Origin of the sequence: Actinophytocola sp., assembly GCF_036378875.1 — a bacterium.
GTDB lineage: Bacteria > Actinomycetota > Actinomycetes > Mycobacteriales > Pseudonocardiaceae > Actinophytocola.
Map to the genome: position 1 here is coordinate 118,156 of NZ_DASUVO010000159.1, position 25,411 is coordinate 143,566.

The window sequence follows — 25,411 nt, forward strand, 5'->3', positions numbered from 1 at the left end:
CTAACGACCTGTCAAGGCGTGAGCTTCGGCACGAAGAAGGGCCGTGCGAGACGTCTCGCACGGCCCTTCTTCGTTCAGAGCACTACGGGCCGACGCGCTCCACGTTCCAGCCGTCGCGGGTCTGCTTGAAGCGGAGGCGGTCGTGCATGCGGTCCATGCGACCCTGCCAGAACTCGACCACCTCGGGGCGGATGCGCCAGCCACCCCAGTGCGGCGGTACGGGTACCTCGTCGGCGTCGGCGAAGCGGCGCTGCACGTTCGCGAGCGCGTTCTCCAGCACGGTCCGGTCACGCACGACGATCGACTGCGGCGACGCCCAGGCGCCGAGCTGGGAGCCACGCGGCCGGGAGGCCCAGTAGGTCGCGGTCTCGGCCTGGCTGACCTTCTCGACGGTGCCGCGCACGGTGGCCTGGCGGTGCAGCGTGTACCAGGGGAACGTGGCCGACGCGTACCGCGTGGACATCAGGTCGTGGCTCTTGGTCGACGTGTAGTTGGTGAAGAACACGACGCCGCGGTCGTCGAGGCCCTTCATGAGCACGGTGCGTGACGACGGCATGCCGTCCGCGTTCGCCGTGGCCAGGACCATGGCGTTCGGTTCGGGCGCGGCTGCCCGGATGGCGTCGTCCAACCACCGCTGGAGCTGCTCATGCCAGGTGGCGGACAGCTCGGTCTCGCTCAGGGTCCCTTCCTCGTAGGACACCCGCATCGTCGGCAGGGCGACAGCGATGTCGGGCGTGGCAATGTCGGCGTCCGCCATCCGTGATCTCCTAGACGCGTAGGGATTACCTCACGTTTTGACGGTACGGCTAAACCGAGCCGACGGAAACCGCGTGCAGGGTGACGACCCACACTTGAATCGATCTGGAAACACACTGTTCGCAGGACGCTAGGCCGGACGGGTGATCGCCGCGATGAAGATCTCCCTGATCTCGCTGGCCACGCCCTCGACGGGCAGGGGCGGGTCGTGGGTCTGCCACTCACGCACGAGCCCGGTGATGGCCCCCACGAGCGCGATGGCCGTCAGCCGGTAGTCACGCGCCGGAGCGAGCCCGGCCGCCACGGCCCGGTCGCACTCGGCGGCGATGAAGTCGACGTACCGCTTGAACCAGTACTGGTGCTGACGCTCCATCGCTTGACTTATCCCCGGCGCTTCGACGTAGTTCAGTCGCGGGTAGCGCGGATCGGAAGTGACAGCTTCGATGAAAGCGTCCACCAAAGTGGTAATTCGCGTCAGAGCATCCTCGTCCGCGAGCGAGTCCAGCACCGGAAGCAGGCGTTTCATCGCGGCGGTGTTGACATGCGCGTGCAGTTCCAGCAGCAAAGCTTCCTTGCTCGCGAACTTCTCGTAGAAATTCCTGGTGGAAACACCTGCCCTGGCACACAGATCAGCGATCTTGGTCTTGTGATAACCGCGCGTCGTGAACTCGTCCAGGGCGGCTTCGAGGAGCCGTTCCCGTCGCTCCGCGCGACGCTGCTCGGTGTCCACTCCTCGGTACATCCGGCTGTGCGCACCGGCGCCCTGAGCCATCGAACTCTCCTCGGGCCTTGACACAATAAGGTCCAACAATTCTGAAATTGGTAATTACCAGTACGCTGGTAAGTGGTCTGACGTGGTCGCGCCCAGAATCCTCCCACGGACCCCCAGCGCCGTGTTGACCATCTTCAGGCGCCCGTTGTACACCCCACCCCACCCCCAGGCACGCGGGGGCCCTATGGGTGATCACTATCTGAAAAGAAATGCGGGCCCCAGCCATTCCACGATCGGGTTAAGGGCTGTGACCTGCGAAGACAGCTATGATGGAACCATGACCGTACGGCCATGGCCTGATCACCTTCTGTCATTGCAGGAGTGGGACGAGTTACCAGAAGACCGGTCCCATCACCTCGAACTGGTCGAAGGAGTTCTCGTCGTGGCCCCGCGGCCAGCACCTCAGCACCAAATCGCCATGACCAATCTGACGAGCGCTCTCAACAGGCAACTGCCCGGCACCCTGACTGCCACGCCGGACACGGAAGTCGTCATCGACTCCACCTTCCCGCCTACCGTTCGGGCTCCCGACGTCCTGGTCATGAGCAGGAGCCTCTACGAGCGCAACCCACCTCGGATCGATGCCGGTGAGGTGCTGTTGGCTGTCGAGATCGTCTCCCCTGGCACCGGCAGGCGGGACCGCTTCGTGAAGGCAGGCGAGTATGCCGGAGCCGGCATCCCCTACCACTGGATCATCGACCTGACTCCACCAGCAAGCCTCACCACGCTCGCCCTTGTAGGACGCGAGTACGAGATAACCGACAAGGCAACCGGGCCCATCACGCTGTCCGAACCGGCGACGATCACCGTGGATGTCAGCAGACTTACTCAGCCCAGCTACCTCTGGTAGGAACCGAGCTCGCGGAGGGCGGTTACCGCATCGTCGGCCAAGGCCGTGGTGAGGGTGCCGCCCGCCGCGAGGCGGGTCCTGGCCCACCACGGGCCACTCGCGGTCTCCAGTGTGTCACTTGTGGACAGTTCGGTGGCCAGCACTCGCTTGCCCAGCAATGTTTCTCGGGTGACCTGCAGACTCTGCCGCAGCACCGGCCGACCGCAGCGAGTGACGACCATGGTGCTGGTCAGTTCGCCGGGCAACTCGTTCGCACGGCCCAGCACCAGCGTCTCCCTGGTGTGGAGGTGGGCACCCTCGGCGAGGGCGACGGCGAGGACCGACTCGTGGCGGGCGCGTCGCGTGATCACCGTGGGCTCCGGCAGGTAGGACACCGTAGCCCCATCGCCCAGTTCCAAGTGGACGGTCGTGCGACTCTTTTCTCCGTGCGGCCCGGGAAGCGCGACGCTGGCCGCGATCCCGGCGAGCGTGAGACACGCACCTGGTCCTATCTGGACGGTCAACGTCAGCTCGTCGCCGCCGAGTGGGCTCGCCGCGGAGTTGACCAGATGCACGACCGGCCGGCCACGGACCGGGATCAACGTCAACGGCGATGCCGAGCGCAGGGTGCGGACGACCGAGCGGCCGGTCGCGTCCCGCTCGACCGTCAGGTGTGCGTGCGCTTTCACACCAACTGTTTCCGGACCCAGTCGGCGACATCCGGCGCGTCTGGTGTGTCCACAAGCGACTGTTGGATCACGGGCAGACCGCCGCGGACGCGGTGCGCGTCACCGGCCATGACGGTCAGGTCGGCGCCGACCAGCGGGGCGAGGTCGGTCTTGTTGATGACGAGCAGGTCGGCGGTGGTGACGCCGGGGCCGCCCTTGCGCGGCACCTTGTCCCCGCCGGCCACGTCGACGACGAAGATCTGCCGGTCGACGAGCCCTCGGCTGAACACGGCGGTGAGGTTGTCGCCACCGCTCTCGATGATCACCAGCCGCAGCCCGGAAAACCGCTCGGTGAGGACGTCGACCGCGTCGAGGTTGGCGGTGATGTCGTCGCGGATGGCGGTGTGCGGACAGCACCCGGTCTGCACTGCCTCGATGCGGGCGGGGTCGAGCACGCCGGCCTTGCGGAGGAAGTCGGCGTCCTCGGTCGTGTAGATGTCATTTGTCACCACGGCGAGCTCGATCTCCGCGCCGAGCGACCGACACAGCGCGGCGACGAGCGCCGTCTTGCCGCTGCCGACTGGCCCGCCGACCCCGATACGCAGCGGCCGGTCACCCGCCGGCAACTCGGGATGCGGATCGGGCTCACTCGCGGTGGGGTCGAAGTTGACCGGGTGTTCGTGGTCGTGTTCAGCTCGCAAAGAGACGCACCTCTTCTCGGTGGTGACGGTCGTGTTCCTCGGCCAGGAGATCGAGGCCGGGAGACCCGGGCGCGGGCAGTTCAGCAGGGTCGAGATGCGCGACGGCCGCGGCCCGTTCGGCGACCGCGGTCACCTCGGGCGCGAGCGCGGCCACGAACGCGTTGACCCGCAACGGATCGAGCCCGAGAAGCCGCACACTCGCACTGGCCGGCCCGGAAATGGCGAGATAAGCAGCGGCGAGCGCCGCATCGGCGGCCGAACCACCGCCGGCGCCGACGAGGGCTCCGAGGATGAGGGGATGGTGGGGTCGCGGTGTGGCAGCAAGCAGTGCGCCGACCGGGTCCCGACCCAAGCGACGACCATCGGCGGCCGGACGCGAGACCGACGTGCTCCCGTTGGCGCGCGGGAAAGCAGCGAGCGGCGCGGTGACCGGATCCCTGCCAGGAGCCCGGCGATCACCGGCAACCGGCGCAGTCCCATTGGCTGGCGAACCGACCCCGGCGCCGAAGACGCCGGGATCAGATGCGGGGCCAGCAGCAAGTGGCCCGGCATCCGGATCCCGACCAGCCAACAGGCGATCATCGGCGACAGACGCGGCCCCATCAGCGGACGCACCGACACCAGGAACCCCAGAATCAGAAAGAGGGCCAGCAGCGACCAACCCGACAACCGGATCCCAGCCAGGCGTCCGGCAGCCATCGACGGCCGGACGCGGGACCGGCGTGGCCCCACCGGCGGGCGGGGAAGCACCGAGGAGCCCGCCATCCGAATCCCGACCAGCCAACAGGCGATCATCGGCGACAGACGCGGCCCCATCAGCGGACGCAGGAACCCCGGAATCAGAAAGAGGGCCAGCAGCGACCAACCCGACAACCGGATCCCGGCCAGGCGTCCGGCAGCCATCGACGGCCGGACGCGGGACCGGCGTGGCCCCACCGGCGGACGGGGAAGCACCGAGGAGCCCACCATCCGGATCCCGACCAGCGAACTGACTACCACCGGCAACCGGCGTGGCCCCGTCCGCGGACAAACCCGCACCGACACCAGGAACCCTAGAATCAGTAAAAGGACCCCCAGCGACCAACCCGCCACCCCAATCCCAGCCAGGCGTCTGGCCGGCATCGGCGGCCGGCGTGGCTCCATCAGCGGCGGGCGAGTGCTCGGCGCGTGCGATGGCGCTGACCATCAGCTTTGCCGCGCGTGCCGTTGCCCTGCCCTGCGCTCGGGACGCGGCGCGCTGGGCCGGGGACGGGGTGCGGGCGTCCAGCTCCTCGTCCAGTGCGGTCCAGTCTGCGTCGGGGTGTGCCGCGGCCGCCGCGAAGGTCGCGGCCAGTGCGCCGGCGGTCAGCAGGCGGTTGCGTAGGAAGGCCGGGAGATCGGCCTCCGAACGGATCAGCCCCCGTGCCGCCGCCTCCTCCAGGCCGCCCGAGTGCGCGTGGCCGCCGCCCGGGAAGCGGGAGTCGGCCAGCAGCAACGCCATCACGTTCATCAGACCAGGAAGTACCGTTGTGCCATCGGTAGTTCCTCCACCGGGGCCGGTTCGATCAGTTCGCCGTTCACGTGGACGGCGAAGGTGTCCGGGTCGACCGTCACCGCCGGCAGGTCGCTGTTGTTGATCATGTCGGCCTTCGTGACGCCGCGGGTGTTCGTCAGCGCCGCCAACGGGGTCGACGTGCCCAGGTCCAGGTTCACCGCCGACGGGGCCACGAAGTGCAAACTGGACGCTGCCGCCACGGCGGGCGCGGCGCCGTACATCGGGCGGGCCAGTACCGGCTGCGGCGTCGGGATCGAGGCGTTGGCGTCGCCCATCGCGGCCCATGCGATGAACCCGCCCTTCAGCACCACCGACGGCTTCACGCCGAAGAAGCGCGGCTCCCACAGCACCAGGTCCGCCAGCTTGCCCACCTCGACCGAGCCGATCTCGTGGGCCATGCCATGTGCGATGGCCGGGTTGATCGTGTACTTCGCGACGTACCGGCGGGCGCGCATGTTGTCGGCGGCCGAGTCTCCCGGCAGGGCGCCGCGACGGCGCTTCATCACGTGTGCCGTCTGCCAGGTCCGGATGATCACCTCACCGATGCGTCCCATCGCCTGTGAGTCCGAGCCGATCATCGAGATCGCGCCGATGTCGTGCAGCACGTCCTCCGCCGCGATGGTCGTCGGCCGGATCCGGCTTTCCGCGAAGGCCAGGTCCTCCGGGACCGACGGGTTCAGGTGGTGACACACCATCAGCATGTCCAGGTGCTCGTCGATGGTGTTCACCGTGTGCGGGCGGGTCGGGTTCGTCGACGACGGCAGGATGTTCGGCAGGCCGACCACCGTGATGATGTCCGGTGCGTGGCCGCCACCCGCGCCTTCCGTGTGGTAGGCGTTGATCGACCGTCCGGCGATCGCGTCCACGGTGGACTCCACGAATCCGGCCTCGTTCAACGTGTCCGTGTGGATCGCGACCTGCACACCGGTCTCGTCGGCGACCCGCAGACACGCGTCGATCGCCGCGGGTGTCGTGCCCCAGTCCTCGTGCAGCTTGAACCCGCCGGCACCACCGAGCACCTGCTCGCGGAGCGCGGCCTGCGACACCGTATTTCCCTTGCCCAGCAACAGGACGTTCACGGGTTGGCCGTCCATGGCCAGCAGCATCCGGTTGAGGTTCCACGCGCCGGAGGTGACCGTGGTCGCCTTGCTGCTCTCCGCCGGACCGATGCCGCCACCGATCAACGTGGTGAGCCCGGATGCGAGCGCGGTCTCGGTCAACTGTGGACAGATGAAGTGGACATGGCAGTCGACGCCGCCGGCGGTGAGGATCTTGCCGTTGCCGCCGATGATCTCGGTGGACGGACCGATCACCAGCGCCGGGTCCACACCGTCCATTGTGTCCGGATTGCCCGCCTTGCCGATCCCGACGATCCGGCCGTCACGCACCCCGACATCGGCCTTCACCACACCCCAGTGGTCCAGCACGACCACGCCGGTGATCACCAGGTCCGGCGCGCCCTCCGCACGAGTGGCCAGCGACTGGCCCATCGACTCGCGGATGACCTTGCCACCGCCGAAGATGACCTCGTCGCCCGAGCCGGCCGGGCCCATGGCACGGTCCTCTGTGACCTCGATCAGGAGGTCGGTGTCCGCCAGCCGGATGCGGTCGCCGACCGTCGGCCCCAACAATGACGCGTAGCGCGCCCGCTCGACGCCGGTCATGACTCGGCCCCTCCTCGCAGGCTCCGAGGGGCCGCTGCATCGATGGCTCGCTCCGCAAGCTCCGCTCGCAGCCCCGGCACGACGCGACGCCCGGCAAGCGGTACCAGCGACACCGCCCGCTCGACACCCGGCTCGAACCGCACGGACGTGCCGGCCGGGATGTCCAGCCGGTGGCCTTCGGCCGAGGCGCGGTCGAACTCGAGCGCCGGGTTCGTGGCCGCGAAGTGGTAGTGGGAGCCGACCTGCACGGGCCGGTCCCCCGTGTTGCGCACGACGAGCGACACACGTGGCCGCCCCGGGTTCAGCTCGACCGGCTCGTCGGCCGGCAGGATCTCGCCTGGAATCAAGTCTGACCTCACACGATCGGGCTGTGGACGGTCACCAGCTTGGTGCCGTCCGGGAACGTGGCCTCCACCTGCACCGAGTCGATCATCTCCGGCACACCCGGCATGACCTGGGCTCGCGTCAGTACGGAACGGCCGCTCGACATCAGCTCGCTCACCGAACGGCCGTCCCGGGCACCCTCGATCACGTGTTCTGTGATGAGCGCCACTGCTTCGGGGTGGTTGAGCAGCACACCGCGCTCCAGTCGGCGGCGCGCGACGTCGGCCGCGAAGAGAACCAGCAGCTTGTCGCGTTCCTGGGGGGTCAGGTGCATGCCCGGTTGTCTACCATCCGCGGCGGCTCGAACCCCGCTCCGGAAACATGCGCGTTACACCGTGGATCTGAATCGTTCTCCTAAATCGTGACCGAAACCACCGCACTCGGCAATTGCCACGGCGGTAGAAAGGGGAGGAAGGTTGTTTCACCGTGCGGTCAGGGGAGCAGGTGCGGACACCGCGCGACGATGATCGGGGACTGGCGGAGAGGCTGGTAAAACCATGCACAGCGCGGTGCGGCAGATTGTTGACACTCCCGTGCAGACGGAGCCGGACGACGGCTTCCGACCGGGCCTGGAAGGCGTCGTCGCCTTCCGCACCGAGATCGCCGAACCCGACCGGGATGGCGGTGCTCTGCGTTACCGGGGTGTGAACATCGAGGATCTCGCCGGCAAAGTCACGTTCGGCGACGTATGGGCACTTCTCGTGGACGGCCGGTTCGGGCAGGGGTTGCCGCCCGCCGAGCCGTTCCCCATCCCGGTGCACACGGGTGACGTTCGCGTGGACGTCCAGGCGGCACTTGCCATGCTCGCCCCGATCTGGGACTACAAGCCCCTGCTCGACATCAGCGACGCGGAAGCCCGTGAGCAGCTGGCGCGGGCGTCGGTCATGGCGCTGTCGTACGTCGCGCAGTCGGCGCGGGGCATCGGCCGCCCTGCGGTGCCGCAGAGGCGGATCGACGAGTGCGCCACGATCACCGAGCGCTTCATGACCCGCTGGCGCGGCGAACCCGACCCGGCACACGTCAAGGCCGTCGACGCCTACTGGGTGTCGGCCGCCGAGCACGGTCTCAACGCCTCCACCTTCACCGCCCGCGTCATCGCCTCCACCGGCGCGGACGTCGCCGCGGCCATGTCCGGGGCGATCGGCGCCATGTCCGGCCCACTGCACGGCGGCGCCCCGGCCCGCGTGCTGCCGATGATCGAGCAGGTCGAGAAGACCGGCGACGCACGCAAGGTCGTCGCGGGCATCCTCGACCGCCACGAGCGGCTGATGGGCTTCGGCCACCGCGTCTACCGCGCCGAGGACCCGCGCGCCCGCGTGCTCCGGCGCACCTGCAAGGAACTGGGCGCCGCCCGCTACGAGGTGGCCGCCGAACTGGAGCAGGCCGCGCTGACCGAGCTCCGCGAACGCCGCCCGGACCGCGCCATCGAGACGAACGTCGAGTTCTGGGCCGCCGTCATCCTGGACTTCGCGCAGGTCCCGCCGCACATGATGCCGGCCATGTTCACCTGCGCCCGCACCGCCGGCTGGTGCGCCCACATCCTGGAGCAGAAGCGCACCGGCAAGCTCGTGCGGCCGTCCGCCAAGTACGTGGGCCCCGGGCCTCGCACCCCGGAAGAGGTCGAGGGCTGGGACTCGGTCTCGCACTGAACCCCGGTACGCGTTGGGGCCATGGCCGGTGTCATGAAAGACGCGATCGGGACGTTCAACGACATGAGCGCGTCTTTCGAGACATCGCCCGCAGCGGGTCCACCGGGCCGCACCCCAGCCATCAAGACCATCGTTGGATGGGGTTGAGCGTCCCGAGGGGCACCCTTGGCGCATTCGGGACCAGCGGGCGGGGGACCCTGTCCATCGATCGGTTGACACCTGGGTTCAGTCTTGCGGGTGTCCCTCGTGGGCGGTCGTCCGCGACACGATTTCCGTATGACCGCCATACAGGTTCGCGGACTTCGTAAGTCCTATCGCGAGGTCGACGCCGTCGCTGGTGTCGATCTCGATATTCGGCAGGGTGAGGTGTTCGCCCTGCTCGGCCCCAACGGCGCGGGCAAGACCACGACCGTCGAGATTCTCGAGGGGCATCGTCGGCGTGACGCGGGTGAGGTGTCCGTGCTCGGGGTGGACCCGGCCACGGCTGGGCGCTCGTGGCGGGCGCGGCTGGGGATCGTCCTGCAGACGGCAAATGACGCGGCCGCGTTGACCGTGCGGGAGAGCGTGCGGCACTACGCCGGCTACTACCCGAACCCGGCGCCCGTCGACGAGGTGATCGAGCGGGTCGGTCTGACCGCGAAGGCGGGGGCACGGGTGAAGGCGCTGTCCGGTGGTCAGCGTCGCCGGCTCGATGTCGCACTCGGTGTGGTCGGGCGGCCGGAGCTGGTGTTCCTCGACGAGCCGACGACCGGGTTCGATCCGGAGGCGCGCCGCCAGTTCTGGGAGCTGATCAGGAGCCTCGCCGCGGGTGGCACGACGATTCTGCTGACCACGCACTACCTGGACGAGGCCGAGGCGCTGGCCGACCGGGTCGCGGTGATCGCCGGGGGTCGGATCGTCGCGGAGGGCACGCCAGCCACGCTGGGCGGTCGTTCGACGGCGAAGGCCACCGTGCGCTGGGTGGGGCCGGGCGGTCCGCGGTCGGTGCTGACCGACACCCCGACCGCGTTGATCGCCGACCTGTCCCGTGACGGCGAGCTGGCCGAGCTGACCGTGACCAGGCCGAGCCTGGAGGACACCTACCTGGAACTGATCGGAGAGCCCCGATGACCACCGTCGCACTGCCGTCCACCTTCGGGCTCGGGGTCTCCCGTGGCGGGGTCGAGCTGAGGCAGTTCTTCCGTCAGAAGGAACAGGTGGTCTTCACCTTCACCTTCCCCGCGATCATCCTGATCCTGCTCGGCAACGTCTTCGACGACAGCTACGGGCCGGGGGTGTCCGTCGGGCAGGTGTTCGCGGCCAGCATGATCGCCGCGGGTGTCGTGGCGACGTCGTTCCTCAACCTCGGTATCAGCGTCGCGCTGGACCGGGAGGACGGGACGCTCAAGCGACTGCGTGGCACGCCCATCACCGCGTCCGCCTACTTCGTCGGGAAGGTGTTCCTGGTCGCGGTGGCGAGCCTCGCCGAGGTGGTCGTGCTGCTGGCCGTCGGCATGCTCATGTTCGACGTGTCCCTGCCCACCGCGGCCGCGAAGTGGTTCACGTTCGCGTGGGTGTTCGTGCTGAGCGTCGTCTCCTGCTCGCTGCTCGGCATCGCGATCAGCTCGATCGCGAAGTCCGCGCAGAGTGCCGGCGCTGTCACGAACGTCCCGTACATCACGCTGCTGTTCATGTCCGGTGTGTACATCCCGATCCCGGCGCTGCCCGACTGGATGCTGAACGTGGGGTCGCTCTTCCCGATCAAATGGGCGGCACAGGGCTTCCGCGCGGCGTTCCTGCCGGACAGCATGATGACCAGGGAGGCGGCGGCATCATGGGAACTCGGGAAGACCGCACTGATTCTGGGCGGATGGTGCGTGCTGGGGCTGGCACTGTGTCTGATGACGTTCCGCTGGACGAACAAGCGCGAAGGCTGACCCACGCCTGGCGGCGCTGGTGGTGGCTGTGGGACCTCTACTTCGCCATCGGCTTCGTCGCCGTGACACTGACCCTGCTCGGCGAGGACGACACGTCGACGCTGGACCACACGGTGGCGATCGGCGCGACCGTCGCGATGGCCGTCTTGTACATCACGTTCGGCCGCCCCGCCATCGCCCAGCACGACGGCGACCCGCCACCGTGGAAGGGCAGGACCTTCATGGTGGGCATGGTGGCCCTGCTGCTGACGGGCGTGCTCTTCCAGCAGGCGATGTCGTTCGCGTTGTTCGCGGTGTGCCCGCTGGCGTTCATGTCGCTGGACCTGAAGGAAGCCATCCTCGTCGTCATCCCGGCCAACATGGTGCCGGTCCTGGCCGCGTACGCCGAGGACGGCATGCGAGCGATGGTGATGCAGTTCTTCCCCGGCACGCTGTTCACCATCACGTTCGCGGTCCTGCTCGGCGCGTGGATCACCCGGGTGGTGGCGCAGAGCCAGGAGCGAGCCGTGTTGATCAAGGAGTTGGAGGAGAGCCGGGAGGAGGTCAGCCGGCTCTCCCGCGAGGCCGGTGTGGCCACCGAGCGGGCCCGGCTGGCCGCCGAGATCCACGACACCCTCGCGCAGGGCTTCACCAGCCTGGTGACGCTCGTGCAGGCGGCGGAGTCCGAACTGGACCACGACCACGCGAAGGTGCGCAAGCACCTCGAGCTCGCCGCCCGGACCGCGCGGGAGAACCTGACCGAGGCGCGGGCACTCGTGGCCGGGCTGACCCCGGCCGCGCTCGGCACCGGTTCGCTCGACACGGCCGTCCGCCGCCAGCTGTCCCAGTTCGCCGAGGAGACCGGGATGAACGTGGTCTACGACGCGGACGGGGACAGCTCGACCCTGCCGACCGCACTCGAGGTCGTACTGCTTCGCATGGTTCAGGAGTCGCTCACCAACGCACGCAAGCATTCCCGCGCCACCGAGGTGACGGTCACGTTGCGGGTCGACGAGAACCACGCGGCACTTCAGGTCAGGGACAACGGGGTCGGCTTCCATCCCGAGCTGCCGGTCGACGGCTTCGGCTTGCGTGGCATGCGAAACCGGGTCGCACAGGTCGGCGGGAAACTGACCGTCCATAGTGGAGACAGTGGTACGACGGTGGAGTTGGAGGTGCCTCGGTGACGATACGGGTGATGCTGGTCGACGATCACCCGGTGGTCCGCGAAGGGCTGCGGGGCATGCTGGAGGCCGAGGCGGACCTGACGGTCGTCGCCGAGGCAGGCTCCGGCGAGGAGGCGGTCGCGCGGGCGCGGGCGGCCGACGCGGACGTGATCCTGATGGACCTGCGCATGCGGGACCTCGACGGCGTCGGCGCGACCGAACGGATCCTCGCGGACAACCCGCGCACGAAGGTGGTCGTGCTCACCACGTACGAGACGGACGCGGACATCCTCCGCGCGGTCGAGGCAGGCGCGTCCGGCTATCTGCTGAAGGACGCGTCGCGGGCGGACCTCGCGAACGCCGTGCGCGCGGCGGCGCGCGGCGAAACCGTGCTGGCGCCGTCGGTCGCGGGCCGGTTGGTCAACCAGGTGCGCCGCCCGGTGAGCCAGTCGTTGTCCGGACGGGAGATCGAAGTGCTCACTCTGGTCGCCAAAGGTCTGACGAATGCGGACATTGGTCGTTCCTTACACATTTCCGAGGCGACGGTGAAAACCCATCTGTTGCGCGCTTTCGGCAAACTCGGCGTCTCCGACCGCACCGCCGCGGTGACCACCGCCATGGCGCTGGGACTGCTGCACTGAGCCGGTAACTGGGAACGGGCAATACCCCGAGCCAGGAGGGGGTTTCTCCGGTAAGAATGCGCGCATGCTTCAGACCACCGAGTTCGCCCTGCTCCGCCGAGTCGCCGCCGAGCAGGCCGAAAACCGGGCGCCGTCGCTCGTCGCGGCTGTCGTGCGTGGCGGCGAGGTGCTGTGGACCGGGACCCGCGGCCAGGTCGACGGGGCCGCGCCGACGATCGACACCCAGTACCGCATCGGCTCGATCACGAAGACGTTCATCGCGGTCATGGTGCTGCGGTTGCGTGACGAGGGCCGGCTCGACCTGAACGATCCGCTCGACAAGCACGTGGCCGGCACGCCCTACGGTCATCTGACCATCGCGCAGCTGCTGTCGCATACCGGCGGGCTCACGTCCGAGGCGCCGGGCCCGTGGTGGGAACGCGCTCCCGGTGGTGACTGGACCGCGATGCTCGACCAGGTCGACGAGACCGTGCTGAAGCTCCGCGCCGGCGCCCGGTTCCACTACTCGAACATCGGCTACGCCACGCTCGGCCAGCTGGTCGCCGAGCTGCGCGGCACGTCGTGGCTGGACGCGCTGAACACCGAGATCCTGGCGCCGCTGGAGATGAACCGCACGACCCCGATGCCGACGGCGCCGCACGCCCTTGGCTGGGCGGTGCACCCGTACGCGGACGTGCTGCATCCGGAGCCGACGCCGGACTCCGGCGCGCTGGCGCCGGCGGGCCAGCTGTGGTCGACCGCGACGGACCTGGCGCGCTGGGTGCGGTTCATCGGCGGCGACACGGGCGGCGTGTTGCATCCGGACACGGTCGACGAGATGCGGGCGCCCGCGGTCGTCGACGACGGCGCGGCGTGGACCGTCGGGTACGGCCTGGGTTTCCAGCTGTGGCGCGACTCCGGCCGGCGGTTCGCCGGGCACACGGGCTCCATGCCCGGCTTCCTGGCGACCGCGGTGATCGACCCGGCGACGACGACCGGCGCGCTGGCGTTCACGAACGCGACGGCCGGCGTCGCCATCACCGGGCTGACGTTCGACCTGCTGAAGCTGGTGGACGACTACGAGCCGGCGCTGCCCGCGGAATGGCGGCCGTTCAGCGAGGTGTCGGGCGAGCTGCTGGCGTTGACGGGCTCGTGGTTCTGGGGCCCCATGCCGTTCGTGCTGCGTTTGCTGGACGGTGGCTGGGTGGACCTGCGGCCGGCGTCCGGCGCGGGCCGAGGCTCCCGGTTCCGGCCGACGGGCGTGCACGAGTGGGTCGGCCTGGACGGCTACTACGCAGGCGAGACGCTGAAGCTGCACCACCACGACGACGGCTCGGTGAGCCACATCGACCTGGCGACGTTCATCTTCACCCGCACCCCGTACGACCCCAAAGCGCCCATTCCGGGCGGCGTCGATGACAACGGGTGGCGACCCGGCAACTAAATACACATTTTTGTGTGATCTTGCGTGTAACTATCGGGTGACTCTTGACGCTGTGAGTAATCTTTGGCTTCTGCCGGCGGGGGTTGGCCATTTAGGAGCACACGTATGTCCAGATTCACCCGTGTCGGCGCGGCGTTAACCGGTGCCGGCGCGATCCTCGTGGCGGCCGCCATCCCGGCCACCGCGGACCCCGCGACCGGCACTGTGGACCCCGAGAAGAACGTCATCGGCTACCAGGTCAACGTGGGCGGCGACTGGCTGGGGACCATCCCCACCAGCCTGATCGGCTTCACGCTGACCGACGGCACCACGCTCGGCATGTACTGCGTCGAGATCCAGACCGAGATCGACGACGAGCACCCCATGGTCGAGCGGCCGTGGGAGGACTACCCGAACGCCGAGTCGCCGTTCAACAAGAACCGCGCGAAGATCAACTGGGTGCTGCACCACGGCTTCCCGACCACGAATCTCGAAGACCTCGCGAAGGCTCTGCCGGAGCCCCCGAACGACGGGATCGACGTCCTCGAGGCCATCGCCGCGACGCAGGCCGCCGTGTGGCACTTCAGCGACGGCGTCGACCTGAACCGCGACGACCCCCTGTCGGGTGATGCCTCGGACGACGAGGACGCCGAGGACGCGCTCGCCCTCTACGACTACCTGATCGGTGAGGCGAACACCGGCATCGGCGAGGCGCCCATACCGACGCTGAAGATCGACCCGGCGAAGCGGGACGGCAAGACCGGCACGAAGATCGGCCCGTTCAAGGTCGACACCACCGCCACGGTCGAGAAGCTGACCACGGACCTCCCCGGCGGCGTGCGGCTCACCGACGCCGACGGCAACAAGGCCGAGAAGATCGAGAACGGGACCGAGCTGTTCGTGGACGTGCCGGCCGACACGGCTGACGGCGACGGCTCGTTCGAGCTGACCGCGTCGACGATCGTGGAGACCGGTCGGCTGTTCGTCGGCGAGAACTACGAGAAGGCGGCGACCCAGTCGCTGATCGTGGCCAAGTCCGAGAAGACCACGATCAAGGCGTCCGCCGCCGCGTCCTGGTCCGCGGCTCCGGTGACCGAGACCACGACGACCACGACGGAGGCGGTCCCGACGACCACGGTCGCGCCGACCACCACCTCCGCGGCACCCGTGCCGCAGGCCAGCAGCGGCGACCTCGCGGAGACCGGCGCCTCGGTGTTCACGCCGATCGCGATCGGCGCCGTGCTCGTCGCGGCCGGTGTCGGCGCGCTGTTGTTCATGCGCCGCCGCCGCACCTGACCCGTGTGACGCGCCGGTGGCTGGGTCACTACTCCAGCCACCGGCGCTGGACACTAGGCCAGTGCTTCCGTCGGTGACAGGCGTGCCGCCCGCATGGCCGGGTAGGCGCCCGCCAGCGCTCCGACCACCGCGGCGACGCCGACGCCACCGAGCAGTGCCGCCGGCGGGAAGACCGCCGGCCAGTCGCGGGTCAGTGCGTAACCGGCGGTGACGCCGACCCCGACCAGGACCCCGACGATCCCGCCAAGCAGGGACAGCAGGACGGACTCGGCGAGGAACTGGCCGCGTACCTGCCTTCTCGACGCCCCCAGGGCGCGCCGCAACCCGATCTCGCGGCGGCGTTCCAGCACCGAGATCACCATGGTGTTGGCGACCCCCACCCCGCCGACCAGCAGCGCCACGCCGCCGAGCCCGAGGAAGAGCGCGTTGAACGAGGTCTCGGTGAGCCGCTTCGCCGCGAGCGCCTCGGACGGGCGGGACACCTTCACCTCCAACGGCGCCTCGGGGTTGATCGTCGCGGCGAGCACCGCGCGAACGTCCTCGACCTGGGCTTCGGTGGCCCGGACGTAGACGGTCGTGGGGTGCCCGTCGAACCCGAGCTCGGCCGCGGCCGGCGCCCCGATCAACGCGGCCCGCTCGATCTCCGGGGCGAGCGGCATGGCGTCGAGGATCCCGGCGACCGTGAACCACCGGTTGCCGAGCCACACCTTCCCCCCGACCCGGTCGATGCCGAGCCGCGTGGCCGCGACGGACCCGAGCACGACGGTCGGGAAGTTCTCGGTGACCTGGTCGAGGAACCGTCCCTTGTGGAGCGTGCCGCGCAGCACGGCGAGCAGGTCGGTGCGAGCCGCGATCACCGAGATGCCGGACGTCTCGGCCTCGGGGATCCGGTCGGTGCGCCGAACCGTGGTCTCGACACTGCCGGTCGCGGACACATCGGTGACGGGCCCGATCCTGGCGATCATGGGCACGGCGGTCATGGGCAGCGGGGCGTCGTCACCCATGATCGTCTGCCCTGGCGCTGCGGTGAGCAGGTTGGTGCCGAGCGCGGAGAGCTGTTCCGCCAACGCACGCTGACTGGACGCCGGAATCGAGACGACGGCGACCATGGCGGCGATGCCGATCCCGATCCCGAGCGCGGAGAGGATCGCGCGGAGGGGCCGGGTCCGCATCCCGTGCGCCCCAAGCCGTCCAACATCGGCGGGCCCAAGCCGCCGCGGTTTCGGAAGAAGAGTGGTCACGCCCCCACCTCCAGACCCGATGCCCTGAAGGTGCCCGTCGAGACACTGAGGAGCCTGTTGCTTTTTGGCTCTCGCGGGCCATCAAGATCAAGTTTGATCGGACGATACGCGGCCATGAACTGCCGACGCCGGACAATCGGCCGCAACCTGCTCCTAGGCCGACGATCGTCCGAGTTGATCAAGACAGAATCTATCTTGGTCTTCCAAAAGCAACAGGCTCTGAGCGTCCTGAAGGTGCCCTTCGAGACACCGTCCTCGGAGCTGAAGCGTGGCCGGCGAGCGCACGAACGTCCCATTCGCTCCAACTCGTCGGCGAAAGTTGTCCACAGGCCCCCGCGACCAGGGGTTTTGTCCCTGTCGGTTGGTACGATGGCCTCGGGGTGGCCCCCCGGGTATGGGTGGGGGATGCCTACGCAACCATCTGTGTTGGCGTTGATCATGAACGGCTCGCCCTTTGGCGTGAGGTGAGTTCGGGGCGTTGAAACCTGGTGGGTGGAGCGGCGCTTTGCGGCGGTCATAGGGGCACCAGTCCCGTGTCCAGGCGGACCGTGCCGTCCAGTACCTCGATTCGGCGCGGTAGGGACGCCGCCACCTCGCGGTCGTGAGTCACCACAACGACCGTCGAGCCGCTGTCGCGTAGGTCCAGCAGCAGACGCATGATCTCCGCGCCCGTGCGGCTGTCCAGGTTGCCCGTTGGTTCGTCGGCCAGGATCAGGGACGGTTCGTTCACGATCGCGCGGGCGATCGCCACTCGCTGGCGTTCGCCGCCGGACAGTTCGGACGGTAGGTGCCACGAGCGGTGGGACAGGCCAACGCGGTCGAGCGCCGCGAGCGCGAGTGCACGCCGTTCACGGGCCGGGACACCCGTGTACGTCAGGCCCGTCGCCACGTTGTCCACCGCCGGCTGGCCCTGCGTGAGGAAGAACTGCTGGAACACGAACCCGATCCACTCCGACCGCAGCGCGGACAGCCGCCGGTCGGACAGCCGGCTGATGTCGTGCCCCCGCACCTCGACCGCCCCCGACGACGGCCGGTCGAGCGTGCCCATCAGGTGCAGCAGCGTCGACTTGCCCGACCCGGACGGCCCGACCACCGACACCAGCTCGCGCTCGCCGATCGACAGCGTCACATCCCGCAGCGCCCGCACCCCACCCGGATACGTCCGACCCACATCCCGTAAAACGATCATGACGCCCCCTCACCCGCTCCGTGGCGCCGGAACGCTCCGCAGGCTCCGCTACACCGGCGCCCTCCGCGGGAGAGGTGCCGTCCTGAGTACTGATGGTTCGCTCCGCAAGCTCCGCTCATGAGGTAGTCACCACCTTGGCGCCCTCGGTCAGTCCCTCGCCGGACACCTCGACCATCCCGTCGGCGAACAGGCCCGTGGTCACGGCGACCAACTTCCCGGACGCCAGCTCCACCGCGTACCCGCCCTCGGCCAGTGCGAGCAGCGCCCCCACCGGCACGGCGAGCACGCCCTGCCGCGCGGCGGACGTGAACTCGACGTCCACCGAGCCCGAGTCGACCGCGTCGATCGCGCCGTCGATGGACACGGCCGCGGTGAAGCCCGGTTCCGCGTTCGGGTCCGCCGAGTCGGACGGCACGGCCGGGGCAACCGACGTCACCGTCCCCGGTACTTGCTTGCCGCCGATCGTCAGCGTGACCTTGGTGCCCGCCGCGGCCAGGTCCTTCTGACCCTCTTCCAGGTCGGCGGTCACCACGCGGGTCGTGCCGGTGTACTCCAGCACCTCGCCGCCCGCGTCGTCCCCCAGCGCCGCCTTGACCGTGCTGACACGCACCGCAGCCGGCGTCACCACAACATCACCCAGTTCGATGACACCTGTCTGGTCGATGCCGAGCTTCTTCTGCCATTTCTTGATGGCGGTCGCGGTCGCGGCGGTGAACTCGTCGTCAGGCGTGCCGAACCCGCGGTACCCCAGGTCACGCAGGTTCTCCTCCACCACCTTCACGTCCGGCCCGTCGGTCATCCCCGTCGACACCGTCCGGTACAGCGGCAGCGAGCCGAGGAACAGCACGACCGGCTTCGCGTCGGCCTGGTAGATGACCGAACCCCGGTCGAGTACCGCGTCCTGCGCCGGCAGGGCGGTGATCGTGCCGGGCCGCCGGCCGTTCAGCGGCTGCTCGGCGCCGTAGCCGAGCTCGCCGGTGATCGTCTCCCTCTCGGCGAGATCCATCTTGCGCACGGCCACGGTGTCCGGCGCGGAAGGAGCCTCGGCCGCCGCGATCGGGCGACTAGCCAGACGGGTGACCGCCACCGCCGTGCCGACCCCCAGTACTGCCAGCACGCTGACGCCGGTCACCAGCCACCGCACTCTGCGGCGGCGCCGCGGCACGTGTGGGCCGGTCATTTGCCCCCGCCCCCGCCGTTGCTGCTGTGTTTCTCGCTCTTCGCGCCCTCAGGCATGCACTCCTGCATGGCCTTGTCGACCTTCTCCGGGGTGTTGCCGCCCTCACCGGCGCTCAGGTCGAGGCCCGGGTTCTCCGCCGTCGGTTCCTTGACCTCGATGCCGTGCTCACGCAGGCACTTCGCCGTCTTCCGTGCCTCGTCGAGTTCCTCGGCCGACGGCTTCTCCGGCGCGCCACCGTTCGGCATCAGGTGCTTGCACGACTCGTTGGCCTTGTCGACCTTGGCCTTCTCGTCGGGGCCGTCGACCGAGATGCCGATACCACCGCCGCCCTCCCCGGCACTGGGAGGTTCGGGGTCCTTGATGTCGACCCCTTGCTCGCGCATGCACTTCGCGTACGCCAACATCTTGTCGTAGTCGTCGCCCTCGTCCTCGGCCTTCGTGGAGCTGGGCGTGTTCTTGTCCGAGATGGACGCGACACCGTCGCCGGCGTCGTTCGGCGCGTTGCCGCATGCCGTGACCAGTGTGAACAGTCCGGCCAGGACGGCCAGCCGCCATCGTGTGCTCATCGGGTTCCCCTTTCGCTTCCGATGGCAGCAAGTTCTACGAGCCGGGCGATTCGGACGCGCTAAGCGAATTCGCTTATCCCGTCCTTAACCCCGGACCGAGCAGACTGCTGACATGCGGGTGCTGGTCGTGGAGGACGAGCAGCTCCTCGCGGACTCGGTCGCCGAGGGGTTGCGCAGGCTGTCCATGGCTGTGGACGTCTGCTACGACGGTGACGCCGCGTTGGAGCGCGTGGGTGTGCACGCCTACGACGTGGTCGTGCTGGACCGGGACCTGCCCGGCACGCACGGCGACGACGTGTGCCGTGCCCTGGTGCGGACCGGCGGCGAGGCGAAAGTGCTGATGCTGACCGCGGCCACCGAGATAGTCGACCGGGTCGACGGCCTCGCGCTCGGCGCCGACGACTACCTGACCAAGCCGTTCGCGTTCGCCGAGTTGGTCGCACGCGTGCAGGCACTCGGCCGTCGGGCGCGGCCCGCACTGCCGCCCGTGCTGGAACAGGCCGGCGTCGTGCTGGACCGGCCACGGCATCAGGCGTCGCGGGACGGGCGCCACCTGCCACTGTCGCGAAAGGAGTTCGCGGTGCTCGAGGTGCTGATGCGGGCCGAGGGCGCGGTGGTGAGCGCCGAGGACCTGCTCGAGAAGGCGTGGGACGAACACGCCGACCCGTTCACGAACGCGGTCCGGGTCGCGGTGATGACGTTGCGCCGCAAGCTGGGCGACCCGCCGGTGATCGAGACCGTCCCGGGCGCCGGGTATCGGATGTTGCCTTGAAGCTCTCGGTGCGTACGCGGCTCGCGCTCACCTTCGGTGGGCTGTTCCTGCTGGCCGGCGCGATCCTGCTGGTCGTCAACTACGCGCTGGTCAGCCAGTCGCTGCCGTCGGCGGACAGCTTCTCCCAGCAGTTCGTGAGCGGCGAGGGCGGCGAGGACAAGCCCGACGAGAGCATCAAGCGCGACAGCGCGGAAGACCCGCCCCCTCCCGTTGGCGCGGCGGGCGGCGCCAACATCCTCACCAACACGGTCGGCGGGGCGGTGAGCGGCTACCGCGAGTCGGCGCTGCAGACCATGGTGATCATCTCCGGCATCGCGCTGGTCTTGGTCGGTGCGATGGCCGCGTTGCTCGGCTGGCTCATGGCCGATCGCACGCTGCGCCCGGTCAAGCGGATCACCGCGACCGCACGCCGGCTCGAAGCGGGCCAGATGGACAAGCGGATCAACCTGGAGGGCCCGGAGGACGAGCTGAAGGAGCTGGCCGACACGTTCGACAGCATGCTCGACCGGCTCGCCGGGTCGTTCGACAGCCAACGCCGGTTCGTCGCCAACGCATCCCACGAGCTGCGCACCCCGCTCGCCGTGCAGCGCACGATGATCGAGGTCGCGATGGCCGACCCGACCGCGAGCCCGGACCTGATGCGGCTCGGCGCTCATCTACTTCACACGAACGAGCGAGTAGAACGCCTGATCGAGGGTCTGCTGTTGCTCGCGCGCAGTGACCGTGGGCTCAACACCCGGGAGCCGGTCCGGCTGGACCTCGTGGTCGCGGCGGTCCTCGACGGCGCCCGCCACCTGGCCGACGACGCCGGTGTGACGCTCGCCTCACACCTGGCGCCGAGAGTCGTGCCCGGTGACCCGGTGCTGCTGGAACGCCTGGTCACGAACCTCGTGCACAACGGCATCCACTACAACGAACGCGGCGGCAGCGTCACGGTCGAGGTCGGCGAGTTCCCCGCGCTGGTGGTCGTCAACACCGGGTCTGTCGTGCCGCCGGACCAGGTGAACGCGCTGTTCGAGCCGTTCCGAAGGCTCGATCGGGACCGCACGGCCCGTCAGGCCGGCGCCGGTCTGGGCCTTTCGATCGTCCGCTCGGTCGTGAAAGCCCACGACGGCACCGTGTCAGCCGCGCCAAATCCGGGCGGTGGCCTGCGGGTGACGGCGAAACTCCCCGTTCATGCACGGAGCGTGACCGGGGACACTGTTGACCCCCGAGTGAGTCTCGGCACGCGTGGGGGAGACTGAGGGCGGCAACGCCGCCACGCAGACAACCCCCTTCACGTGGAGAGAAGCCGTCCTGATGACGCAGACCTCGACCGAGTTAGTGCTTCCCGCAGACCTCAAGCCCGCCGACGGTCGGTTCGGTTCCGGCCCGTCCAAGGTGCGCCCCGAGCAGATCGCCCGGTTCGCCGCGGACGGCGCGGCGATCATGGGTACGTCCCACCGCCAGAAGCCGGTGAAGTCCCTGGTCGGGCGGGTGCGCTCCGGTCTGCGGGAGCTGTTCGCGCTGCCGGAGGGCTACGAGGTCGTGCTCGGCAACGGCGGCACCACCGCGTTCTGGGACGCGCTGGCGTTCGGCCTGGTGCGTGAGCAGGCGCAGGCGTTCACGTTCGGTGAGTTCTCCTCGAAGTTCGCGAAGGCCGTGACCACCCCGTACCTCAAGGAGCCGGTGGTCGTGAAGGCCGAGCCGGGCTCGGCGCCGGCCATCGAGTACGCGGCGGGTGCCGACGTGGTCGGCTGGGCCCACAACGAGACCTCGACCGGCGTCGCCGTGCCGGTGTCGCGGCCGGCCGGGTCGGACGCGGCGCTGGTCGCGATCGACGCGACCTCCGCGGCGGCCGGGCTCCCGGTGAAGGCCGACGACTACGACGTGTACTACTTCGCGCCGCAGAAGGGTTTCGCGTCCGACGGCGGCCTGTGGATCGCGCTGATGAGCCCGGTCGCGCTGGAGCGGGTCGGCGAGATCGGCGCGAGCGGGCGCTGGGTGCCGGAGTTCCTGTCGCTGCCGACCGCGCTGGACAACTCCCTCAAGGACCAGACGTACAACACGCCGTCCATCGCCACGCTGTACCTGATGGCCGAGCAGATCGACTGGATGCTGGGCAACGGCGGCCTGGACTGGACCACCGGCCGTTCGGCCGAGTCGGCCCGGCGGCTCTACGAGTGGGCGGAGGCCTCCTCGTTCGCGACCCCGTACGTCACGGACCCGGCGCATCGCTCGGCCGTGGTCGGCACGATCGACTTCGCCGAGGGCACGGACGCGGCCACCATCGCGAAGGCGTTGCGGGCCAACGGTGTCGTCGACGTGGAGCCGTACCGCAAGCTGGGCCGCAACCAGCTGCGTGTCGCGATGTACCCGGCGGTCGACCCGGACGACGTGACCGCGCTGACGAAGTGCATCGACTGGCTGGTGGAGCGCATCTAAATGCAGCACGTCTACAGCGGCAAGGTGCGCGAGATCTACACGGACGGCGACGACCTGCTGCTGGTGGCCTCCGATCGGGTGTCGGTGTACGACGTCGTGCTGCCGACCCCGATCCCGGACAAGGGTGCGCTGCTCACGCAGCTGTCGGTGTGGTGGTTCGGGCAGCTGGCCGACATCGTGCCCAACCACCTGATCTCGGCGACGGACGTGCCGGCGGAGTTCGAGGGCCGCGCCATCCGGTGCCGGCGCCTCGAGATGGTGCCGTTCGAGTGCATCGCACGCGGGTACCTGGCCGGCTCCGGGCTCAAGGAGTACCAGGCCACCGGCGCGATCTCCGGTGTGCCGCTGCCCCGCGGGCTGGTGGAGGGCTCCCGTCTGGACGAGCCGATCTTCACGCCGACGACGAAGGTGTCCGACGGCGGGCACGACGCGCCGGCCACGTTCGACGACGTGGTCGCGGCGGTCGGTCTGTCGACGGCGACGCGGCTGCGGGACCTGACGCTGGAGGTGTACCGGCGCGGCGCCGAGCGGGCCGCCGCCAACGGGATCATCGTGGCGGACACCAAGCTCGAGTTCGGAATGGACAGTGACGGCGTGCTCACCCTCGCCGACGAGGTGCTGACCCCGGACTCGTCCCGTTTCTGGCCGGCCGCCGACTGGACACCCGGGCGAGCGCAGCACGCGTACGACAAGCAGTTCGTGCGCGACTGGGCGGCGGGCACCGGTTGGGACAAGACCCCGCCGGCGCCGCAGATTCCGCCGGACGTGGTGGACGCGACTCACGCACGGTACGTCGACGCTTACGAAAAGATCACCGGATTACCCTGGCGCGACTGAGCCCGAACAGGCAAGATCACCGGAACGGTACTCGGCGCGCCTCGCACGTCAAGAGGACTCGCCGAACTAACGTGGGCGCTTGGCGAGGTGAAGTCTGTTCAGTCGCTCGAGGAGGCCGCGATGCGTGCGCTGCGGGTCGTGGGACTCGGGGAGGATGGCAAGATCGTCATCCTCGAGTCCGACCGCGGCGAGCGATTCTCGGTCCCCGCGGACGAGCGCCTGCGTGCGGCGGCCAGAGGAGACATCACCCGACTCGGCCAGATCGCCATCGAGCTGGAGAGCCAGATGCGTCCTCGAGAGATCCAGTCCCGCATCCGTGCGGGAGAGTCCGTAGAGCAGGTCGCGGCAGCGGCCGGCGTCCCACCGGAGAAGGTGGAGCGCTTCGCGTACCCCGTGCTGCTCGAACGGTCACGTACCGCCGAACTGGCGCAGCGGGCCCATCCGGTGCGTGAGGACGGCCCGGACGTGCAGGAACTGGGCGAGGTCGTCGCCCAGGCCTTCGCCGCCCGTGGCCAGGACTACCTGGCGGCCGTGTGGGACTCGTGGAAGGGCGAGGACGGCAAGTGGGTCGTCCAGCTGACGTGGACGGCCGGCCGCTCGAACAACCACGCCCACTGGTCGTTCCACCCCGGCGCCCACGGCGGCACGGTCACCCCACTGGATGACCACGCCCTGGACCTCCTGGACCCGAACCCGAACCGCCAGCTGCGCACGGTCCGCCCGGTGACGGAGCTGGCCGCCCAGGCACTGCAGGTGGCGGAGCCACGCCGCCAGGCGGTGGGCGGCGGCCGCGTCGAGGACCGCGACTTCGTCCAGGACTTCGAGCTGACCAGCGACGTCGCCGAGCAGCAGGAACTCCCGGTCGATGATCCGTACGGCAGCCGCTACTCCCGGCAGCCCGAGCCGTACCGCCCCATCCCGGAGCGCGAGGTCGACCGCTACCGCCAGGAGCCCGATCCGTACCGCGGCTACCAGCCGGACACGGCCGCACTGAGCCAGCCGGACCAGCCGACCCGCCCCCTCCCTCAGGACGGCCCCCGCTACCGCGACCCCGCGGACCCGTACCACCCCATCCCGGAACCGACCACCTCCCGCGAAGCCCCCACCCGGGGCACTCCGCGCCCAACCGTCGCGGAGGAGGTAGCGGCCCGAGAGGCCGCGGCGCGCCAGGCAGAAGCTCGGGAAGCGGCGGCCCGAGAGGCCCAGGCTCGCGACGCAGCTGTCCGGGAGGCAGAAGCCCGGGAAGCAGCGGTTCGGGAGGCCGAGACTCGGGAAGCGGCAGTTCGAGAGGCCGAGGCCCGCGAAGCCGCGGCCCGCGAAGCGGCTGCTCAGGAAGCCGCGGCGAAGGAAGCCGCGGCTCGCGAAGTAGCAGCACGGGAAGCCGCCGCCCAGGAAACCGCACGCGAGATAGCGGCCCAGGAAGCCGCTGCCCGCGAGGCCGCAGCCAAGGAAGCCGCAGCTCGCGAAGCCGCAGCACGGGAAGCCGCCGCGCAAGAAGCCGCTGCCCAAGAAGCGGCAGCCAAGGAAGCCGCCGACCGCGAGGCCGCGGCTAAGGAGGCCGCCGACCGCGAAGCGGCAGCCAAGGAGGCTGCCGAGCGCGAAGCGGCGGCTGCGAAGGCGGCTGCTGCCAAGGAAGCGGCAGACCGCGAAGCAGCGGCCAAGGAAGCCGCCGAACGCGAAGCGGCGGCCAAGGAAGCGGCGGCCAAGGAAGCCGCAGACCGGGAAGCCGCAGCCAAGGAAAAGGCAGCCCAGGAAGCCGCAGCGCAAGAAGCCGCTGCCCGGGAAGCCGCGGCCAAGGAGGCGGCAGACCGCGAAGCGGCGGCCAAGGAAGCCGCCGAGCGCGAA

General features: G+C 69.4%; 24 protein-coding genes and 2 pseudogenes. 13 read left to right on the plus strand and 13 right to left on the minus strand.

Translation table 11 applies throughout. The annotated features are described in order from the left end of the window. Window positions 1–82 precede the first annotated feature (82 nt). Window positions 83–757 carry a pyridoxamine 5'-phosphate oxidase gene (gene pdxH, locus VF106_RS44555; protein WP_330846109.1) on the minus strand — a complete coding sequence of 225 codons (675 nt, stop codon included), beginning with the start codon at window positions 755–757 and terminating at the stop codon, window positions 83–85. Window positions 758–886: 129 nt separating this feature from the next. After that, window positions 887–1,486, minus strand: a complete 600-nt coding sequence (locus VF106_RS44560) for a TetR/AcrR family transcriptional regulator (protein ID WP_330846110.1) — start codon at window positions 1,484–1,486, stop codon at window positions 887–889. A gap of 319 nt (window positions 1,487–1,805) precedes the next feature. On the opposite strand from VF106_RS44560, the gene VF106_RS44565 reads away from it, so the two are divergent. Beyond that, window positions 1,806–2,378, plus strand: a complete 573-nt coding sequence (locus VF106_RS44565) for a Uma2 family endonuclease (protein ID WP_330846111.1) — start codon at window positions 1,806–1,808, stop codon at window positions 2,376–2,378. On the opposite strand, the gene VF106_RS44570 is transcribed toward VF106_RS44565, so the two are convergent. The 7 genes and pseudogenes from VF106_RS44570 to VF106_RS44600 all read right to left on the minus strand — a co-directional run bounded on the left by VF106_RS44570 (window position 2,366) and on the right by VF106_RS44600 (window position 7,582). Beyond that, on the minus strand, window positions 2,366–3,046 hold the full coding sequence (locus VF106_RS44570; protein ID WP_330846112.1) for an urease accessory protein UreD: 681 nt from the start codon (window positions 3,044–3,046) through the stop codon (window positions 2,366–2,368). The genes VF106_RS44565 and VF106_RS44570 overlap by 13 nt on opposite strands. Next, window positions 3,043–3,726, minus strand: a complete 684-nt coding sequence (gene ureG, locus VF106_RS44575; protein WP_330846113.1) for an urease accessory protein UreG — start codon at window positions 3,724–3,726, stop codon at window positions 3,043–3,045. Before ureG ends, VF106_RS44570 begins: the two co-directional genes overlap by 4 nt. Further along, complete coding sequence (locus VF106_RS51085; RefSeq protein WP_414639210.1) at window positions 3,716–4,387, minus strand: urease accessory UreF family protein; 672 nt, start codon at window positions 4,385–4,387, stop codon at window positions 3,716–3,718. The genes ureG and VF106_RS51085 overlap by 11 nt, the downstream gene beginning before the upstream one ends. A gap of 558 nt (window positions 4,388–4,945) precedes the next feature. After that, window positions 4,946–5,215: pseudogene (locus VF106_RS44585) on the minus strand (urease accessory UreF family protein); the annotation flags it as partial. Further along, window positions 5,215–6,924, minus strand: coding sequence for an urease subunit alpha (locus tag VF106_RS44590; protein WP_330846114.1), 1,710 nt, complete (start codon window positions 6,922–6,924; stop codon window positions 5,215–5,217). The pseudogene VF106_RS44585 and the gene VF106_RS44590, both read right to left, overlap by 1 nt. Continuing rightward, window positions 6,921–7,271, minus strand: coding sequence for an urease subunit beta (locus VF106_RS44595; protein ID WP_330846135.1), 351 nt, complete (start codon window positions 7,269–7,271; stop codon window positions 6,921–6,923). Before VF106_RS44595 ends, VF106_RS44590 begins: the two co-directional genes overlap by 4 nt. A gap of 8 nt (window positions 7,272–7,279) precedes the next feature. Further along, window positions 7,280–7,582 (minus strand): urease subunit gamma, encoded by a 303-nt coding sequence (locus VF106_RS44600; protein WP_330846115.1) that lies wholly within the window; start codon window positions 7,580–7,582, stop codon window positions 7,280–7,282. Window positions 7,583–7,805: 223 nt separating this feature from the next. Between VF106_RS44600 and VF106_RS44605 the strand changes: the two genes are divergently transcribed. The 7 genes from VF106_RS44605 to VF106_RS44635 all read left to right on the plus strand — a co-directional run bounded on the left by VF106_RS44605 (window position 7,806) and on the right by VF106_RS44635 (window position 15,357). After that, window positions 7,806–8,957 carry a citrate synthase 2 gene (locus VF106_RS44605; protein WP_330846116.1) on the plus strand — a complete coding sequence of 384 codons (1,152 nt, stop codon included), beginning with the start codon at window positions 7,806–7,808 and terminating at the stop codon, window positions 8,955–8,957. 276 nt (window positions 8,958–9,233) lie between these two features. Beyond that, window positions 9,234–10,067: an ABC transporter ATP-binding protein gene (locus VF106_RS44610; protein WP_330846117.1), complete on the plus strand. Its 834-nt coding sequence runs from the start codon at window positions 9,234–9,236 to the stop codon at window positions 10,065–10,067. Next, window positions 10,064–10,873, plus strand: a complete 810-nt coding sequence (locus VF106_RS44615) for an ABC transporter permease (RefSeq protein WP_330846118.1) — start codon at window positions 10,064–10,066, stop codon at window positions 10,871–10,873. The genes VF106_RS44610 and VF106_RS44615 overlap by 4 nt, the downstream gene beginning before the upstream one ends. Continuing rightward, complete coding sequence (locus tag VF106_RS44620) at window positions 10,831–12,039, plus strand: sensor histidine kinase (protein WP_330846119.1); 1,209 nt, start codon at window positions 10,831–10,833, stop codon at window positions 12,037–12,039. The genes VF106_RS44615 and VF106_RS44620 overlap by 43 nt, the downstream gene beginning before the upstream one ends. Window positions 12,040–12,050: 11 nt before the next feature. Then, complete coding sequence (locus VF106_RS44625) at window positions 12,051–12,659, plus strand: response regulator (protein ID WP_330846136.1); 609 nt, start codon at window positions 12,051–12,053, stop codon at window positions 12,657–12,659. A 64-nt stretch (window positions 12,660–12,723) separates the two neighbouring features. Beyond that, a complete protein-coding gene (locus VF106_RS44630) occupies window positions 12,724–14,082 on the plus strand; it encodes a serine hydrolase domain-containing protein (RefSeq protein ID WP_330846120.1) in 1,359 nt (452 codons plus the stop codon). 105 nt (window positions 14,083–14,187) lie between these two features. Continuing rightward, on the plus strand, window positions 14,188–15,357 hold the full coding sequence (locus tag VF106_RS44635) for a Cys-Gln thioester bond-forming surface protein (RefSeq protein WP_330846121.1): 1,170 nt from the start codon (window positions 14,188–14,190) through the stop codon (window positions 15,355–15,357). Between the two features lie 53 nt (window positions 15,358–15,410). Here VF106_RS44635 and VF106_RS44640 read toward each other — a convergent pair whose 3' ends face one another. From VF106_RS44640 to VF106_RS44655, 4 genes are all read right to left on the minus strand, one after another. After that, complete coding sequence (locus tag VF106_RS44640) at window positions 15,411–16,529, minus strand: ABC transporter permease (RefSeq protein ID WP_330846122.1); 1,119 nt, start codon at window positions 16,527–16,529, stop codon at window positions 15,411–15,413. A 583-nt stretch (window positions 16,530–17,112) separates the two neighbouring features. Then, window positions 17,113–17,787: an ABC transporter ATP-binding protein gene (locus VF106_RS44645; protein WP_330846123.1), complete on the minus strand. Its 675-nt coding sequence runs from the start codon at window positions 17,785–17,787 to the stop codon at window positions 17,113–17,115. A 115-nt stretch (window positions 17,788–17,902) separates the two neighbouring features. Then, on the minus strand, window positions 17,903–18,967 hold the full coding sequence (locus VF106_RS44650; protein WP_330846124.1) for a peptidoglycan-binding protein: 1,065 nt from the start codon (window positions 18,965–18,967) through the stop codon (window positions 17,903–17,905). Continuing rightward, entirely contained in the window at window positions 18,964–19,533 is a 570-nt protein-coding gene (locus tag VF106_RS44655; RefSeq protein ID WP_330846125.1) for a hypothetical protein, read from the minus strand. Before VF106_RS44655 ends, VF106_RS44650 begins: the two co-directional genes overlap by 4 nt. A gap of 112 nt (window positions 19,534–19,645) precedes the next feature. On the opposite strand from VF106_RS44655, the gene VF106_RS44660 reads away from it, so the two are divergent. The 5 genes and pseudogenes from VF106_RS44660 to sepH all read left to right on the plus strand — a co-directional run. Continuing rightward, complete coding sequence (locus VF106_RS44660; RefSeq protein WP_330846126.1) at window positions 19,646–20,305, plus strand: response regulator transcription factor; 660 nt, start codon at window positions 19,646–19,648, stop codon at window positions 20,303–20,305. Between the two features lie 8 nt (window positions 20,306–20,313). After that, window positions 20,314–21,549: a sensor histidine kinase gene (locus VF106_RS44665; protein WP_330846127.1), complete on the plus strand. Its 1,236-nt coding sequence runs from the start codon at window positions 20,314–20,316 to the stop codon at window positions 21,547–21,549. A gap of 55 nt (window positions 21,550–21,604) precedes the next feature. Continuing rightward, window positions 21,605–22,729 carry a phosphoserine transaminase gene (gene serC / locus VF106_RS44670; protein WP_330846128.1) on the plus strand — a complete coding sequence of 375 codons (1,125 nt, stop codon included), beginning with the start codon at window positions 21,605–21,607 and terminating at the stop codon, window positions 22,727–22,729. Continuing rightward, the gene (locus VF106_RS44675) at window positions 22,730–23,566 is read left to right on the plus strand and encodes a phosphoribosylaminoimidazolesuccinocarboxamide synthase (protein ID WP_330846129.1); all 837 of its coding nucleotides are present in this window, start codon (window positions 22,730–22,732) and stop codon (window positions 23,564–23,566) included. Window positions 23,567–23,686: 120 nt separating this feature from the next. Continuing rightward, window positions 23,687–24,535 (plus strand): annotated as a pseudogene (gene sepH, locus VF106_RS44680) (septation protein SepH); the annotation flags it as partial. Window positions 24,536–25,411: the final 876 nt, after the last annotated feature.